Below are 17569 nucleotides of genomic sequence, written 5' to 3' on the forward strand. Positions count from 1 at the left end.
CAGGCGCGAACCGCCTTTCACTTCTAGAATTCAGGAATTTTCTGATCCATGGGCAAATCGCTGGTCATTGTGGAATCCCCGGCTAAGGCCAAGACCATCAACAAGTACTTGGGTAACGAGTACGTGGTGAAGTCGAGTATCGGCCATATCCGAGACCTGCCCACCAGCGGTTCGGCTAGCGCCAGCAAAGAACCGGCTGCCAAGCGTGGCAAGGCAGCGGCGGGCGAAGCGCCGGCCCTGTCGCCAAAAGAGAAGGCTCAGAAGCAGCTGATCTCGCGCATGGGTGTGGACCCCGAACATGGCTGGAAAGCCAAGTACGAGATCCTGCCAGGCAAGGAAAAGGTCATCGAAGAGCTGCGCCGGCTCGCCAAGGATGCTGACACCATCTATCTCGCAACCGACTTGGATCGCGAGGGGGAAGCCATTGCCTGGCACCTGCGCGAAGCCATCGGTGGTGATGACAGCCGCTACAAGCGCGTGGTGTTCAACGAAATCACCAAAAAGGCGATCCAGGAAGCCTTCTCCAAGCCGGGCGAGCTGGACATCAACCGTGTTAACGCCCAGCAGGCCCGCCGCTTTCTCGATCGCGTAGTGGGTTACATGGTTTCACCGCTGCTGTGGGCCAAGGTTGCCCGTGGTCTGTCGGCAGGCCGTGTGCAGTCGGTAGCGGTAAAACTGGTGGTTGAGCGCGAGCGCGAAATTCGTGCGTTCAACCCTGAAGAGTACTGGGAAATTCACGCCGACCTTGGCACTGCCAAGGGTGCCAAGGTGCGCTTCGACGTCGCCCGTGAAAAAGGCGAGGCCTTCAAGCCGCTTAACGAAACCCAGGCCATGGCTGCGCTGGAGAAGCTCAAAGCTTCGAACTACAGCATCGTCAAGCGTGAAGACAAGCCGACCAGCAGCAAGCCGTCTGCGCCCTTCATTACCTCCACCCTGCAACAGGCCGCGAGCAATCGTTTGGGCTACGGGGTGAAGAAAACCATGATGATGGCCCAGCGTTTGTATGAAGCTGGCTACATCACGTATATGCGTACTGACTCCACCAACCTCTCGGCTGATGCGGTCGAGATGGCGCGTACTTATATTGAAGGCGAGTTCGGCGCGTCGTACCTGCCGCCGGCCCCCAACGTGTACAGCAGCAAGGAAGGCGCACAGGAGGCTCACGAAGCGATTCGTCCTTCTGACGTAAACATGCACCCGAGCAAGCTTACGGGCATGGAGCGCGACGCTGAGCGCCTTTACGAGCTGATCTGGCGCCAATTCGTGGCGTGCCAGATGCTGCCGGCCAAATACCTGTCGACCACCGTCACTGTGGCGGCCGGTGATTTTGAGCTGCGTGCCAAGGGCCGCATCCTCAAATTCGACGGTTACACCCGCGTGATGCCGCAAATTGCCAAGCCGGGCGACGACGATGTGCTGCCGGACATGGTCCAGGGCGACGTACTGAAATTGATCGAGCTCGACCCGAGCCAGCACTTCACCAAGCCGCCTGCGCGATACTCTGAAGCGAGCCTGGTTAAAGAGATGGAAAAACGCGGTATCGGTCGTCCTTCGACCTACGCTGCGATTATCGGGACCATTCAGGATCGTGGTTACGTGGCGCTGCATAACCGCCGCTTCTACTCCGAAAAAATGGGCGACATCGTTACCGAGCGCTTGTCCGAGAGCTTCTCTGACCTGATGGACTACGGCTTTACGGCCGGTATGGAAGAGAACCTCGATGACGTGGCTCACGGTGAGCGCGACTGGAAGAACGTGCTGGACGAGTTCTACGGCGACTTCAAGAAGAAGCTCGAAGTAGCGGCTGCGCCGGATGGCGGGATGCGGGCCAACCAGCCTGTGATGACCGATATTCCTTGTAAGGAATGCGGTCGTCCGATGCAGATTCGTACGGCTTCGACCGGTGTGTTCCTGGGTTGCTCCGGTTACAGCCTGCCGCCGAAAGAGCGTTGCAAGGCCACGGTCAATCTGGTGCCGGGTGACGAAATCGCTGCGGACGACGAAGGCGAATCCGAATCCCTGGTGTTGCTGGGCAAGCACCGCTGCCCGATTTGCAGCACGGCGATGGATGCTTACCTGCTGGATGAGAAGCACAAGCTGCACATCTGCGGTAACAACCCGGATTGTGTTGGCTACGAAATTGAAGAAGGCAACTACCGCATCAAGGGCTATGAAGGCCCAAGCCTTGAGTGCGACAAGTGCGGCAGCGAGATGCAGCTCAAAACCGGCCGTTTCGGCAAGTTCTTTGGCTGCACCAATGCCGAATGCAAAAACACCCGTAAATTGCTGAAAAGCGGTGAAGCGGCGCCGCCGAAAATGGACCCGGTGAAAATGCCGGAGCTCAAGTGCGAAAAGGTAAACGACACGTATATCCTGCGTGACGGTGCTTCGGGGTTGTTCCTGGCGGCGAGCCAGTTCCCGAAAAACCGTGAAACCCGTGCGCCGTTGGTGATCGAGATTGTTCCGCACAAGGACGAGATAGATCCCAAGTACCACTTCCTGTGTGACGCGCCGAAGAAAGACCCGGATGGCCGTCCGGCTGTGATTCGCTACAGTCGCAAAACCAAAGAGCAGTACGTGCAGACTGAAGTCGAGGGCAAGCCAACGGGCTGGCGTGCGTTCTTCGACGGCAAGAGCTGGAAGGTTGAAGACAAGCGTAAAGAAAAAGACGCTTGATTTAAGCTGACCGCTTAACAAAAACCGCGCAAGGGCTGCATGCCTTGCGCGGTTTTTTTGTTTTCGTGGTTGTTGGTAGCCGCTGAGGAGCGCAGCGAGGCTGCGATCGGCTGCGCAGCAGTCGCCAAACCGTTCAGCGGGGACTTTCAGGTGCACTGTGATTTCCGATTTCGCGAGGATTTCATACTCGGACGCAGTCTCGCTGCGCTCCTCAGCGGCTACAAAGGGATTGCAGGAGAGCGGCCTGATCCCTGAGACTGCACAAATTGCCATCACTCATTTGCTGTGGAGCGCCCGCATGGCTCACGAACTCTATACCCGCACTAATCAGAAAATCTATTTCGCGGGCCTGGCCCTTGAGGCCATGAACAAGGCGAGCGAGGGTCGGGCCATGAATGCTCAGGCGCTGGTTCAGGCCGAACGTGAATCGGCGGTGTTTCATCTTTATGGCGCGTTGCTTGGGTTGTGCCATGAGATAGCCGGCTTTTATCGCCTGCCCCAGGCCAATGCACCTCGGGTCGAGTTGCTGCTTACCCGGCAAGTGCTGGAGGAGAAGGCAATCCCTGAACTGGCAGAGCTGGTTGAGCTGGCGCAGGCACCGCAGACCTGGCTGGCACAGTTGGTCGCGACCCATGCCGGGCTGTATCAACCGCTACAGGCGCCAAAGAAGGTCAAGGCGGATGTGTTCCAGCCATTGATCGTTGCGATCAACCTCGAAGACGAGGAGCCCCTGGAGTTGAGCCGCGAAACACTGGAAGAGTGGCGTCAGAACCTCAAAGGCCTGGCCATTCGGTTCCGTGATGGACTCAATGAGTGCTAAGGGTCTAAACCGAAACGGTACAGTCATTCATCAGTCTGTCAGCGAAAGCGCTACAGATCCCGGGAATTTTCCACGGGATGGCTGATATACTCCCGCGCTTTCGTGGAGAACAAATTTATATGCCAACGTCCTTTCTAGAAATTGTCGAGTTGCCAGACGGCCGCATCGAGTTGCGCCGTGCTGAGGACGAAGGGTCTTTGGTGACGCTGAACTTTTCTGAAGATGCCAAGGCGTTTCTTCAGGGTCAGCACGTAGAGGTGGCAAAAGCCATGCTCAGCGTTGGTGTGCAGATGGCGGGTCGACTGGCCGAAGGCGAGCTCGAAAAAGACGATGGGCCGCACGTTCTTCATTAAGCGGCCCTGACACGCGAGCCACAGCCAGGCTAGTGCGTTCTGCACTGGCCCTGTGGCGGCATCAGTTGTTTAGCCCAAACGAATATTCAAGCTTTGACCGTGCCCGGTGCGTGCTGCGCTGATCAACTGTTGGCGCGCAGCGCTGTTCAGCGGGTTGATCCAGCTCACCACAGTGTGGCTGCGCCCCAGACGCAACGCTTCGCAGGTGAGTTGCAAGGCGCTTTTATTGCCGTTGGGCTGTAGCAGCAGAATACGCTCGCGGTTCAGGCCGGCGTCGCGTAACCAGCTTTGGGTCAAGCTCGCAGGCGGTGCGATCAGTGTGAGCCAGCGGGCATTTTGTTGCTCGCTCAGTTCGCGCAGCATCGGGGCAAGCAGGTTAAGGCAGTTTCCGGCAGCACCGCGCAGCGACAGTTCACTGAAGACTTCAGGGTCGGCGCTCCAGGGTGATTCGAGCACGTCTTTGATCGCCGGGGTCATGGGTTGCGCCATGAACGCTTCGAACAGGGTGAGTTGTGCTGGCAGCGGTGTGTGTGGGAACTGCATGACGCCTCCTTTAACGGCGAATAACGCCAACGCTCAAGCCTTCAATGACCAGTTCCTGATCCTTGAGATTGACTTCAATCGGGGCGAAGTCAGGGTTCTCGGCGATTAGCCAGACCTTGTTGCCTTCACGCTTGAAGCGTTTTACCGTCACTTCGTCGTCGATACGGGCCACCACGATCTGGCCGTTTCGGGCTTCGCGACAGGTATGAACAGCAAGCAGGTCGCCATCGAAGATGCCGACGTCTTTCATGCTCATGCCCTGTACCCGCAGCAGGTAATCGGCTCGCGGATGGAAGAAGGTCGGGTTGATGTTGCACGACTCTTCGACATGCTCCTGCGCCAGGATCGGGGCACCTGCAGCGACGCGGCCGATGATGGGAAGCGTGGACTCGTCGGACTTGGCCTCGAAGCCGGGGATGCGAATGCCGCGCGACGCCCCTGGGGTCATCTCGATGGCACCCTTGCGGGCAAGGGCCTTGAGGTGTTCTTCGGCTGCGTTGGGGGACTTGAAGCCCAGCTCCTGTGCGATCTCGGCACGGGTGGGCGGGTATCCGTTGTCTTCCAGGCATCGCTTGATGAAGGCCAGGATCTCTGCTTGGCGTGGCGTCAGTTTTAGCATGTTGATCGCTCTGTCTTTTTATACAGTGACTGGGATTATATACAGTGAAGGCTTATTGGCAATCACCCATTTCCGGCAGTCCGCTGGACGGTCGTCAATAAGCTGCGCGGCCCGTACTTTATCAGGTGGGGTGTTGCCGGCCGGGGCTGTGGTTAAATGCGAAACCACACGGTCGTAAAACGAATACGTCATCTTGACTTTTTACAATCTGAAACGTATGTTTCAAACAGGTGTTTAAATGCTTGTCAGGCGGAGTAGTCATGGCCCAGTCGGAAACCGTTGAACGTATCCTTGATGCTGCTGAGCAGCTGTTCGCGGAAAAAGGGTTTGCCGAAACCTCATTACGGCTGATTACCAGTAAAGCCGGGGTTAACCTGGCGGCGGTCAATTACCATTTCGGTTCTAAGAAAGCGCTGATTCAGGCGGTTTTTTCACGTTTTCTGGGGCCTTTTTGCGCCAACCTTGATCGTGAGCTGGAGCGCCGCCAGGCCAGGCCGGAGAACCGTCCGAGCCTGGAAGAGCTACTGGAAATGCTGGTCGAGCAGGCGCTGGTGATTCAGCCCCGAAGCGGGAATGACCTGTCGATTTTCATGCGCTTGCTGGGCCTGGCTTTCAGTCAGAGCCAGGGGCACTTGCGCCGTTACCTCGAAGACATGTACGGCAAAGTGTTCCGTCGCTATATGTTGCTGGTCAACGAAGCGGCCCCGCAGATCCCGCCTATAGAGCTGTTCTGGCGCGTGCACTTCATGCTTGGCGCGGCGGCCTTCAGCATGTCGGGGATCAAGGCGTTGCGTGCCATTGCCGAGACCGATTTTGGCGTCAACACCTCCATCGAGCAGGTGATGCGTCTGATGGTGCCGTTCCTTGCAGCCGGCATGCGCGCTGAAAGTGGCGTCAGTGATCCGGCAATGGCCAGTGCCCAGCTTCGCCCCCGCACCAAAACCGCACCGGCTGCCGCCAAGGTTTGACCTGCTGCAGGTGGGCGTGGCAGCTCAGTTCCGCTAAGCTAGCTGCCATGCCTAGCCCTGACTTGTTCCCGTCTGTCGATACGCCGCTGCCTCTCTCGTGCGCGGCGTGCATCGCTGTGCTCGCGCATTCTTTCCGGGTAACAAGCGCTTTTTCTCTTAAGGATTTCCCATGAACTGTGCCTTGCAAGGCTCCTTGATGGTGGACGTCGCCGGTACTTGGCTGACGGCTGAAGATCGGCAATTGCTGCGCCAGCCTGAAGTGGGCGGATTGATCATTTTTGCGCGCAATATCGAGCACCCGCGCCAGGTGCGTGAGTTGAGTGCGTCGATTCGTGCATTGCGTCCGGACTTGCTGCTGGCGGTCGATCAGGAAGGCGGCAGGGTGCAGCGCCTGCGTCAGGGCTTTGTACGCCTGCCCGCCATGCGCGCCATTGCCGATAACCCGAATGCCGAGTACCTGGCCGAGCAATGTGGCTGGATCATGGCCACGGAAGTTTTGGCTGTGGGGCTGGACTTGAGCTTTGCCCCGGTACTGGATCTGGATTACCAGCGCAGTGCCGTGGTGGGCAGCCGTTCGTTCGAGGGTGACCCCGAGCGTGCCGCCACACTGGCCGGTGCCTTTATTCGCGGGATGAATGATGCAGGCATGGCTGCTACCGGTAAGCATTTTCCGGGGCACGGGTGGGCTGAAGCTGATTCTCACGTTGCCATCCCGACTGATGAGCGCAGCCTTGAGCAGATACGTGCCCATGACCTGGTGCCATTTGCCCGTCTGAGCAAACAGCTGGCTGCCGTGATGCCCGCTCACGTGATTTACCCGCAAGTTGACAGCCAGCCCGCGGGTTTTTCCCGTCGCTGGTTGCAGGATATCTTGCGCGGCGAACTGCAATTTGACGGTGTGATTTTCAGTGATGACCTGTCCATGGCCGGTGCGCATGTGGTGGGTGATGCCGCGAGTCGGATTGAAGCGGCCCTGTCGGCCGGTTGCGACATGGGGTTGGTGTGCAACGACCGTGCGGCGGCAGAACTGGCACTCAGTGCCGCGCAGCGCTTGAAAGTCACGCCTTCGCCGCGGATCGCCCGCATGCGCGGTCAGGCCTGGGCCAGCACCGACTATCGCCAGAGCCCGCGCTGGCTGGTGGCAATGGGTGCACTCAAAGACGCTCAACTAATTGATTAAGGGCAGGACTCAATGACGGTTTACGCAATTATCGGTGGTACAGGCCTGACTCAGCTTGAAGGGTTGACCATCAGCCGTTCGCTGGCCTTGGATACGCCTTATGGCCCGACTTCGGCAGATATCCAGATCGGTGAGTTTGGCGGGCGCGAAGTGTTGTTTCTGGCGCGTCATGGCCACCCGCACCGCGTGCCGCCGCATCAGGTCAACTACCGCGCCAACCTGTGGGCTTTAAAGCAGGCGGGGGCCGAGGCGATCCTGGCGGTCAATGCCGTTGGCGGAATTCATATGGCGATGGGCACCGGGCATTTTTGTGTGCCGCATCAACTGATCGACTACACCAGTGGTCGTGAGCACACCTATTTCGCCGGTGATCTGGAGCACGTGACCCACATCGACTTCAGCTATCCCTACACCGAGTCGTTGCGTGAGCAGTTGATCGGCGCACTGGCGGCTGAGGGTTGTTCCTACAGCAGTCATGGTGTGTATGCGGCGACTCAAGGCCCGCGTCTTGAGACGGTGGCGGAAATCGCTCGCCTTGAGCGTGACGGTTGCGACATCGTGGGCATGACCGGTATGCCGGAAGCGGCTCTGGCCCGTGAGCTGGAGCTGGATTACGCGTGCCTGGCGCTGGTGGTCAACCCGGCTGCGGGCAAGTCGACAGCCATCATCACCATGGCCGAAATCGAGCAGGCGCTGCATGACGGCATGGGCAAGGTCAAAGCGACACTGGCGGGGGTGCTGGCGGGCTGATTAAGTCCGTAGCAGCTGCCGAAGAAACGAGGCTGCGTTCGGCGGCGAAGTCGTCGTAAATCCTGCATGGGCGGCTTATCTGAAACACCGCGTTATCTGACTTCACGATGGCTGCGCCGCCGAACGCAGCCTCGCGGAGCTCGGCAGCTGCTACAGAATCAAGCCGCAGGCTGCGTCAGTTTTCAGCGCTTTTCGGTTTTTGGCGGCAGCGGCGCAAACAGGGCGTCGATGTCGTCGTCCTTCAGTTTCCAGTCTCCGGCACTTCGGCCATCCAGAATTCCTGCCGCCAAATCCGATTTTTCCTGTTGCAAGTGCTGGATTTTCTCTTCCACGGTGCCGCGGGCAATCATCTTGTACACAAACACCGGTTTTTCCTGGCCGATGCGGTAGGCGCGGTCGGTGGCCTGGTTTTCAGCTGCCGGGTTCCACCACGGATCGTAGTGAATCACGGTGTCGGCTTCGGTCAGGTTCAAGCCCACGCCGCCCGCCTTGAGGCTGATCAGGAAGATTTGCAGCGTACCGCTCTGGAAGTCCTTGACCGGCGTACGGCGGTCGCGGGTTTGCCCGGTCAGGATCGCGTAGCGCACTTTGCGTTTTTTCAGTTCGATTTCGATTAATCCGAGCATCGAGGTGAATTGCGAAAACAGCAGGATGCGTCGACCTTCGGCAAAGAGCTCATCGAGCATCAGCATCAAGCTGTCGAGCTTGCCCGAGGAGCTGCCTTTTTTGGGCGGGGTGTCGCTGACCAGCCTCAGGTCGCAACACACCTGGCGCAATTTCAGCAGGGCTTCCAGGATGATGATCTGGCTGCGGCCGACGCCTTTGCGGGTGATTTCGTCGCGTACTTTCTTGTCCATCGCCAGGCGCATGGTTTCGTATACGTCGCGCTGCGCCTCGTTGAGGTCGACCCAATGGATGATCTCGGTCTTGGGTGGCAGTTCGGTAGCGACTTGTTCTTTGGTGCGGCGCAGTAAAAACGGTTTGATCCGTGCGTTGAGGTGCTGCAGGCGTTCGTCGTTGCCCTGGCGTTCGATGGGTACCCGGTAGTCGCGGTTGAAAGCTTTGACGTCGCCCAGCCAGCCCGGAAGCAGGAAGTGGAACAATGACCATAGTTCGCCCAGGTGATTTTCCAGCGGGGTGCCGCTCAGGCACAGGCGTTGGCGCGCAACCAGCTCGCAGGCCGCCTGGGTGGCCTTGCTGTTGGGGTTTTTGATGTACTGCGCTTCGTCCAGCACCAGCATGTGCAGGGGGATTTTGGACAGGTGATCGATGTCCTTGGGCAGTAGGGCGTAGGTGGTCAGGACCACGTCATAGTCGTTGATATGTTCAAAGTGTTTTTTACGGGTGGCGCCATACAGGGCCAGCACTTTGAGCTGCGGAGTAAAGTGCGCCGCCTCGTCGAGCCAGTTGGGGATCAGGCTGGTGGGCATGACCACCATGGCCGGGCGATCAAGGCGCCCGGCATTTTTTTCGCACAGGATATGCGCCAGGGTTTGCAGGGTTTTACCCAGGCCCATGTCGTCGGCAAGAATCCCGCCGACTTCAAGCTGGCGCAGGGACTGCATCCAGCTCAGCCCTTCGAGCTGGTAGGGCCGCAGGTTGGCATTGAGCCCTTCGGGGGGCTGGATGCTGAAGTCTTTGATGTCACGCAGGCGCTGGGCAAAGCCGCGGATCTGCTCGCCACCCTCCCAGCGCAAGGGCAGGGCGTCCAGTGCGTTAAGGCGCGGTGCGTCGGCGCTTTTGATCCGCAGTGCAGTGGCGTCGGGCTCGCCCAGGTAAAACTCGTCCAGGGTTGCGAGCACCGGTTTCAGTCGGCCGTAAGGCAGGGCCACTTGTAGTGGGCCCTGACCGCTGTTGGCCGTGGCCGGGATGTTCACCAGGATCAGTTCGTCATCGCGCCGGCGGGCGAGTTTTTCCGGGTTGAGCATGTCGCTGTGGGAGCGCATCAGGTTCAGCAGTATGGGCAGCAGGCTCAAGTGCTGGCCGTTGACGATAATCCCCAGCTCCAGATCGAACCAGTCGCGTTCAGGGGCTTCATCGACAGTGGCGTACCAGTCTTCAACCGGGGTCAGGTCAAAGCCGAAACCTTCATCGATCTGCAGCTCCCAACCCTGCTCACGCAGGCCGGACATCTGGTTGAGCGTGAAATTGAGCCAGGCACTGTCGTTGACCAGTTCAAACAGCTCGCCGGCACTTTCGGGCAAAGCCTTGCTCTGGCGGGTGGCAATCTTGAACCCCAGGCTGCGCAGTTGTTCGCGGTAGAGGTTTTCAACGTCCGGCTGGCGTTTGATCCGCAGGGTCTGGTGCTCTTGGCGCAGCAGGATATCGGCGTTCTTTTGCCCGCTGACGTACTGGTCCAGGTAGTTGAATGACAAGGCGGCGCGGTGCTGGATATAGCGTTGCATCTTGCCGTTGCGCGGTTCGAAGGCGCTGAACTCGGCACTGGCCAGCCACAGACGCGGCACCGGTCGTACATCTTCGACCAGTTGCTCGGGCAGGTTGGCGGGGCGACGTGAGTCGAGCACGGCCTGGAGTTTTTCCAGAAGCTCGGCGTCCTGGGCAGCGGCAGGGTAGTTCAAGGTATCTTCAATCTTCAGTAAGACGGCAGCGGTGTGTTTGCAGTGGGTGCGCACCGGGCAGGTACAGGTCGCGTCCACCAAAAGCAGGGTGCCTTTGGCGGACTCGCGCAGGTGAATGGTCTGGCGATAGGTGTTCTCGCCTGAGCCCTGGCAACTGGCGGTGATCATGCTATCGCCGATCTGGACCAGCCTGACGCGGTTCTCCTTGGCGTAGCGGCGGCCACGCTCAAGGCTTTGTTCTTTGAATCGACTGACCCACGTCGGCGCAAGGGGCTTGGTCAGTCGTGGGGTCAGGCTCACAGGCATGGGGATTTCATTTCATGGTCATCTGGAAGACTTCGGCGTCAGGCGCTCAAACAGCGCCTCAATGGTATTGAAGCGTTCTTCCGGCCGTTCCATTGGCACCATGAACTTGAACAGGGTCGCCCCCTCGAATTTGTAGCGGCTGGGTTGGCCTTGGATCAATTTGATCAGCACCATCGGATCAACCGGGGTGTCGGCGGCGAACTCGATCCGCCCGCCTTGTGGGCCGGCATCGACCTTTTTGATCCCCAGTTGCTCGGCCTGCAATTTGAGCAGGGTGATGCGCACCAGATTTTTGGTCGGCTCCGGGAGCAGGCCAAAGCGGTCGATCATCTCGACCTGCAGATCCTTGAGGCCTTCCTCATCGGCAGCCGAGGCAATGCGTTTGTAGAGGATCAGTCGGGTGTGTACATCGGGCAGGTAGGCCTCGGGAATCAGGGCCGGCACGCGCAGGTTGATTTCCGGCCCGCCGCCCAGCGGCTGGTCGAGGTTGGGCTGCTCGCCCTTGCGGATCGACTTGACCGCGCGCTCGAGCATTTCCATGTACAGGGTAAAACCGACTGCCTGGATCTGGCCGCTTTGGCCGTCCCCCAACAGCTCGCCCGCGCCACGGATTTCGAGGTCGTTGGTGGCCAGTACAAAACCAGCGCCCAGGTCCTGGGTGTTGGCGATGGCCTCCAGGCGCTTTTGGGCGTCCCCGGTAATTTGCTGGCGCGGCGGTGTCAGCAGGTAGGCGTAGGCCTGGTGGTGGCTGCGTCCGACGCGGCCGCGCAACTGGTGAAGCTGGGCCAGGCCGAACTTGTCAGCGCGGTCGATGATGATGGTGTTGGCACTCGGCACGTCGATGCCGGTCTCGATGATGGTCGAGGCGATCAGCACGTTGAAGCGCTTGTGATAGAAGTCGCTCATCACCTGTTCGAGTTCGCGTTCGCGCATCTGGCCGTGGCCGATGCCGATCCGTGCTTCCGGTACCAGCTCGGCCAGTTCGGCAGCGCATTTCTCGATGGTCTTGACGTCGTTGTGCAGGTAGTAAACCTGCCCGCCGCGCAGCAACTCACGCAGCAGCGCCTCTTTGACCGTGCTTTTGTTCTGTTCCATGACAAAAGTGCGCACTGACAGCCGGCGCGCCGGCGGCGTGGCGATGATCGACAGGTCGCGCATGCCCGACACTGCCATGTTCAGCGTGCGCGGGATTGGCGTAGCAGTAAGGGTCAGAATGTCGACCTCGCTGCGCAGCGCCTTGAGCTGTTCTTTCTGGCGAACCCCGAACCGGTGTTCTTCGTCGATGATCACCAGGCCCAGATTCTTGATCTTGACGTCGTCTTGCAGCAGCTTGTGGGTGCCGATCACGATGTCGATCTTGCCTTCGGCCAGGTCGGCCACGGCGGCATTGATCTCTTTGGCGGACTTGAATCGGCTCATCACCTCAACGGTTACCGGCCAGTCGGCAAAACGGTCACGGAAGCTGTTGTAGTGCTGCTGGGCGAGCAGGGTGGTGGGTACCAGAATGGCGACCTGACGACCGCCATGCACGGCAATGAATGCAGCGCGCATGGCCACTTCGGTTTTGCCAAAACCCACGTCGCCGCACACCAGTCGATCCATTGGCTTGGGCGACAGCATGTCGGCGCGCACGGCTTCGATGGTGGTTTGCTGGTCCGGGGTTTCTTCAAACGGGAAGCCGGCACTGAAGGTGGCGTAATCAGCCTTCGGATCGGCGAACGCATAGCCTTCGCGGGCGGCGCGACGGGCATAAATGTCGAGCAGCTCGGCCGCCACGTCACGCACTTGTTCGGCAGCTTTGCGCTTGGCCTTTTGCCAGGTTTCCGAGCCCAGGCGGTGCAGCGGCGCCAGCTCGTCATCGCTGCCGGTGTAGCGGGCGATCAGGTGCAGGTTGGCCACGGGCACGTAGAGCTTGGCGCCCTCGGCGTACTCCAGGGTCAGGAATTCGGCCACCTGGTTGTCGACTTCCAGTGTCGCCAGCCCTTGATAGCGGCCCACGCCGTGGTCGATGTGGACCACAGGCGCGCCTTCGCGCAGTTCGGTGAGGTTCTTGATGACCGCATCGTTGTTGGCGTCAGTGCGTTTTTCGCGGCGCCGACGCTGCATCACGCGTTGGCCGAACAGCGGGCTTTCGGCGATCAGTGCCAGCGCCGGATCGTCCAGTAGCAGGCCTTCATCCAGGGGGGCAATGGTGATTGCCAGGCGGTGCTTGCTGGCGACGAAATCGGGCCAGCTATCGACGGTTTTTGGCCGCAGTTTGAGGCGTTCGAGCAGTTCGAGCAGCACTTCGCGGCGACCGGCCGATTCGGCGGTAAACAGCACGCGGCCATCAAACTGCTCAAGAAAACCGGACAGGGCAGCCAGCGGCTGATTGGCCTTGGCCTCAATCGCCAGATTCGGCAATGGCTGTGCCGGGAAGCGTTCGCGGCTGCTGCCGGTGTCGACGTCGTCCTGGCTGACCACTACCCGTGGCCAGTTTTTCAGGCGGGCGAAGCAGTCATCCACCGGCAGGAACAGCTCGGCAGGCGGCAGTAGCGGGCGCGACGGGTCGATGCGGCGCTCTTCATAGCGGTTGCGCACGTCAGACCAGAAATTCTCGGCTGCCTGTTCGATACCCGGCAGCGAGAACACTTGCGTGTCCCCCGGCAGGTAGTCGAACAGGGTCGAGGTTTCATCGAAAAACAGCGGCAGGTAGTACTCGATGCCCGCGGGTGTGATCCCGCTGGTCAAGTCCTGAAAGATCGGGCAGCGCCGGAAGTCGACATCAAAGCGCTCACGGAAGCGGGCCTTGAAGCGGGTCACGGCGTCTTTTTGCAGCGGAAACTCGCGAGCCGGCAGCAGGCGTACCGATTCGACCTTGTCGATGGAGCGCTGGTTTTCCGGGTCGAAGGTGCGCAGGGTCTCGATTTCGTCGTCGAACAGGTCGATCCGGTACGGCAGCTTGCTGCCCATCGGGAACAGATCGATCAGCGCGCCACGTACCGCGAACTCGCCATGCTCATAAACCGTATCGACGCAGCGATAACCGCTGGCCTCAAGCCGGGTGCGCATCTGCTCCACATCCAGCTTCTGGCCGATATCCAGCACCAGGCTGCTGCCGAGCAGAAACTTGGTGGGGGCCAGGCGATGTAGGGCGGTAGTTATGGGCACTACCAAAACGCCATGACTCAGCTCCGGCAGCCGGTACAGGCTGGCGATGCGCTGGGAAATGATGTCCTGGTGCGGCGAGAACAGGTCGTAGGGCAGGGTTTCCCAGTCCGGGAAGTGCAGCACCGGTAACTGGGGCGCAAAGAACCTCAGTTCTTGCTCCAGGCGTTCAGCGCTCTGGCTGTCGGCGGTCAGGAGCAGGGTGAAGCGCTTGGCGGCGCTGGCGGCCTCGGCAATCGCGAGGCTCAGGGCGGCACCGGGCAGGTTGCCCCAGTGCTGTTTGCCTGCCGTGGCAGGGAGTTTCGGTAGACGCAGGACGGGCACGGAAGGTTGAGCTCCAAGCGTTGCGACAAAGTCGGCAATTGTAACGGGCCAAGGGGCTGGCTGTCAGTTGCAGTCTTTAAGCCGTGTTGAAATCAGCGTGTGAAATAGAACATGAGGGCGCCAGAGGGGTTGCGCAAGGGCAGGAGGCCCATGAAAAAGCAGATGTTAAAAAATTATTCGCCTATATTTACGGGTGCTTAATCGTTTCAGTAACAGTGTGTGACAGGCGTGCATTGCCCCTGCATGGGTGCGGCGGCATAATGTAGCCCCTTTTTTCAGCCCCTACATGTGGAAGGTTCCCGTGACTCAGAAGCCCGACCAGTGTCTTGGTGAGTGGATCGATCGTGAAGCACTCGCAGAAGCGATGATCCCGCTTATCGGTCAGCTTTACCGCAATAACAACGTGGTGAGCTCGATCTATGGCCGCAGCCTGATCAACCGTTCTGTCATTGCGATTCTCAAGGCTCACCGCTTTGCTCGCCATCGTCAGTCCGATGACATCGAATTGTCCGTGCACGAAACTTTCCCGCTGCTCAAGGCAATGAGCGAGCTCAAGCTCGGCGCTGCTTCGGTAGACCTGGGCAAGCTGGCCGTCAAGTTCAAGGCCGAAGGCAATGGCCGCACGGCTGAGCAGTTCGTACGCGAAGAGCTGGCCGATGTTGTAGGTCAGCAAAACGCTTCCCCACGTAAAGGCACTGACGTTGTGCTGTACGGCTTCGGTCGTATCGGCCGTCTGCTGGCGCGCATCCTGATCGAAAAAACCGGTGGTGGCGACGGTCTGCGTCTGCGTGCCATTGTCGTGCGCAAAGGCGCCGACAACGATCTGGTCAAGCGTGCAAGCCTGCTGCGTCGTGACTCGGTTCATGGCCCGTTTGATGGCACCATCGTTGTAGATGAAGCCAACAACACCATCACCGCCAACGGCAACCTGATCCAGGTGATCTACGCGAAGAACCCTACCGAGGTGGATTACACCCAGTACGGCATTCAGAACGCGCTGCTGGTGGACAACACCGGTGTGTGGCGTGACGCCGAAGGCCTGGGCCAGCACTTGCAGTGCCCTGGTATCGACCGCGTTGTGTTGACCGCGCCTGGCAAAGGCAAGCTGAAGAACATCGTTCACGGCATCAACCACGGCGAAATCACCGCAGACGACAAGATCGTTTCGGCAGCATCCTGCACCACCAACGCCATCGTGCCGGTGCTCAAGGCTGTCAACGACAAGTTCGGCATCGTCAACGGTCACGTTGAAACGGTTCACTCGTACACCAACGACCAGAACCTGATCGACAACTTCCACAAGGGCGATCGCCGTGGCCGTAGCGCCGCGCTGAACATGGTGATCACCGAGACCGGTGCTGCTACCGCTGCTGCCAAGGCTTTGCCTGAGCTGGCCGGCAAGCTGACCGGTAACGCGATCCGCGTTCCGACGCCTAACGTGTCGATGGCCATTCTCAACCTGAACCTTGAGAAGCCGGCTACCCGTGAAGAAATGAACGAGTACCTGCGTCACATGGCGCTGCACTCCGATCTGCACAAGCAAATCGACTTCGTGAGCTCGCTGGAAGTGGTTTCCACTGACTTCGTGGGTTCGCGTCACGCTGGTGTAGTGGATGCTGAAGCCACTATCTGCAATGACAACCGCGTTGTTCTGTACGTTTGGTACGACAACGAATTCGGTTACAGCTGCCAGGTAGTTCGCGTGATGGAAGACATGGCCGGGGTTAACCCGCCAGCGTTCCCACGCTAAGCAAGCGCCGCAACTGAAAACGCCCCGACTCGTCGGGGCGTTTTTGTGTGTGCAGTTCTGTAGCCGCTGACGAGGTACGAAGGCTGCGACGGGTTGCGCAGCGACCCCTGCTTTTAAGTTTCAAAGCGAAGGTCCTTCGGCCCTTGTCGCAGCCTGCGGCAGCGGCTACAGAAGCTGCTTCAGGCGTTACTCGGTACCGCCGATTGCGCCGTACGCAACGGGTGCTGATTGCCTCGGAACAACACCAGGGTCGCGATCAGCCCCAGCACTGCCGCGCCGGTCAGCCACAGGCCGGGTGCGGCCTTGTTACCCAGCACATGGATCAGGTAAGTGCAGGCCGCCGGGGTGAAGCCGCCGAAGGTTGCAGTCGCCAGGCTGTAGGCCAGCGAGAAACCTGTCGTACGCACTTCCACCGGCATTATTTCGGTCAGGGCCACTACCATGGCGCCGTTGTACGAGCCGTACAGGAACGACAGCCATAACTCGACGATCAGCAAGTGGCTGAAGCTCGGGTTGGCCACCAGCCACGACAGCGCAGGGTAGGCCGTCAGGATGGCGAGGATGGTCGCACCCAGCAGCAGTGGTTTGCGGCCGATCTTGTCAGACAGGGAGCCCATGACCGGCAGCCAGAAGAAATTCGACAGGCCAATGCACACGGTGACCAGCAGCGCGTCCAGATCCGACAGGTGCAGTTCGGACTTGCCGAAGGTCGGGGTGTAGGCCGTGATCAGGTAGAACGACACGGTGGTCATCACTACCAACGCCATGCCACCTAATACCAGGCCAAAGTTCTGACTGATCGAGCGAATGATTTCGCGCAGGGTAGGGTGATGTTTGCGAGCCTCGAACTCAGGGGTTTCCTCCATTGAGCGACGGATCACAAAAATCACCGGCACGATCATGCAGCCCAGCAGAAACGGGATGCGCCAGCCCCACTCACCCATCTCGTCCGGGCTGAGCCAGTGATTGAGGCCAACCCCCAGCAAGCCGGCGAACACCACGGCAGCCTGCTGGCTTGCGGATTGCCAGCTAACGAAGAAGCCCTTGCGTCCCGGTGTGGCGATTTCCGCCAGGTAGACCGACACGCCGCCCAGTTCCACACCTGCCGAAAAGCCTTGCAGCAGGCGGCCGAGTAATACCAGCAAGGGGGCTGCAACGCCCAGGGTGGCGTAGCCCGGAACGCAGGCAATCAGCACGGTGCCCATGGCCATCAGTGCGAGGGTAATGATCAGGCCTTTGCGGCGTCCATGACGGTCGATATAAGCGCCGAGGAAGATCGCACCCAGCGGGCGCATCAGGAAACCGGCACCGAAGGTGGCCAGGGCGAGCATCAATGATGCAAAAGCGCTATCGCTTGGGAAGAAGGTTTTGGCGATGGCCGTGGCGTAAAAGCCAAAGACCATAAAGTCGAACATCTCTAGGAAGTTACCGCTGACAACGCGAAAAATCGCCTTGCCCTTGCCCGTACTGGAGGCCATCAGAAATCACCCGCTCTTATCTGTTTTTATGCGTAATCCGTGTTTTTACTCGTCCACACTGCAAGATCAAGGCACA

The 17569-nt window shown here is 59.5% G+C and carries 12 protein-coding genes; 7 read left to right on the forward strand and 5 right to left on the reverse strand.

The annotated features are described in order from the left end of the window. Positions 1–48 precede the first annotated feature (48 nt). The 3 genes from topA (at position 49) to BLW11_RS10930 (ending at position 3849) form a co-directional block, all read left to right on the forward strand. Positions 49–2676, forward strand: a complete 2628-nt coding sequence (gene topA, locus BLW11_RS10915) for a type I DNA topoisomerase (RefSeq protein WP_048358711.1) — start codon at positions 49–51, stop codon at positions 2674–2676. Between the two features lie 298 nt (positions 2677–2974). Then, positions 2975–3496, forward strand: a complete 522-nt coding sequence (locus BLW11_RS10925; protein WP_048358709.1) for a DUF6586 family protein — start codon at positions 2975–2977, stop codon at positions 3494–3496. A gap of 119 nt (positions 3497–3615) precedes the next feature. Beyond that, entirely contained in the window at positions 3616–3849 is a 234-nt protein-coding gene (locus BLW11_RS10930; RefSeq protein WP_048358708.1) for a hypothetical protein, read from the forward strand. 69 nt (positions 3850–3918) lie between these two features. Here BLW11_RS10930 and sulA read toward each other — a convergent pair whose 3' ends face one another. Continuing rightward, complete coding sequence (sulA, locus tag BLW11_RS10935) at positions 3919–4392, reverse strand: SOS-induced cell division inhibitor SulA (protein ID WP_048358707.1); 474 nt, start codon at positions 4390–4392, stop codon at positions 3919–3921. A gap of 10 nt (positions 4393–4402) precedes the next feature. After that, positions 4403–5011: a transcriptional repressor LexA gene (lexA, locus tag BLW11_RS10940; RefSeq protein WP_048358706.1), complete on the reverse strand. Its 609-nt coding sequence runs from the start codon at positions 5009–5011 to the stop codon at positions 4403–4405. Positions 5012–5271: 260 nt separating this feature from the next. On the opposite strand from lexA, the gene BLW11_RS10945 reads away from it, so the two are divergent. The 3 genes from BLW11_RS10945 (at position 5272) to BLW11_RS10955 (ending at position 7909) form a co-directional block, all read left to right on the forward strand. After that, complete coding sequence (locus tag BLW11_RS10945) at positions 5272–5979, forward strand: TetR/AcrR family transcriptional regulator (RefSeq protein ID WP_048358705.1); 708 nt, start codon at positions 5272–5274, stop codon at positions 5977–5979. Between the two features lie 181 nt (positions 5980–6160). Beyond that, the gene (gene nagZ / locus BLW11_RS10950; protein WP_193790169.1) at positions 6161–7159 is read left to right on the forward strand and encodes a beta-N-acetylhexosaminidase; all 999 of its coding nucleotides are present in this window, start codon (positions 6161–6163) and stop codon (positions 7157–7159) included. Positions 7160–7171: 12 nt separating this feature from the next. Continuing rightward, on the forward strand, positions 7172–7909 hold the full coding sequence (locus BLW11_RS10955) for an S-methyl-5'-thioinosine phosphorylase (RefSeq protein WP_048358703.1): 738 nt from the start codon (positions 7172–7174) through the stop codon (positions 7907–7909). 182 nt (positions 7910–8091) lie between these two features. On the opposite strand, the gene BLW11_RS10960 is transcribed toward BLW11_RS10955, so the two are convergent. Both BLW11_RS10960 and mfd read right to left on the reverse strand, forming a co-directional pair. Beyond that, positions 8092–10794: a DEAD/DEAH box helicase gene (locus BLW11_RS10960; RefSeq protein ID WP_048358702.1), complete on the reverse strand. Its 2703-nt coding sequence runs from the start codon at positions 10792–10794 to the stop codon at positions 8092–8094. 18 nt (positions 10795–10812) lie between these two features. Beyond that, positions 10813–14265, reverse strand: a complete 3453-nt coding sequence (gene mfd / locus BLW11_RS10965) for a transcription-repair coupling factor (protein WP_048358701.1) — start codon at positions 14263–14265, stop codon at positions 10813–10815. 286 nt (positions 14266–14551) lie between these two features. Here mfd and BLW11_RS10970 point away from each other — a divergent pair, with 286 nt between their 5' ends. Then, entirely contained in the window at positions 14552–16015 is a 1464-nt protein-coding gene (locus BLW11_RS10970) for a glyceraldehyde-3-phosphate dehydrogenase (RefSeq protein WP_048358700.1), read from the forward strand. A gap of 179 nt (positions 16016–16194) precedes the next feature. Here the strand turns inward: BLW11_RS10970 and tcuC are convergent, their stop codons facing one another. Further along, entirely contained in the window at positions 16195–17493 is a 1299-nt protein-coding gene (gene tcuC, locus BLW11_RS10975) for an MFS transporter (protein ID WP_048358699.1), read from the reverse strand. Positions 17494–17569: the final 76 nt, after the last annotated feature.

It is taken from the genome of Pseudomonas deceptionensis, assembly GCF_900106095.1.
Lineage (GTDB): Bacteria > Pseudomonadota > Gammaproteobacteria > Pseudomonadales > Pseudomonadaceae > Aquipseudomonas > Aquipseudomonas deceptionensis.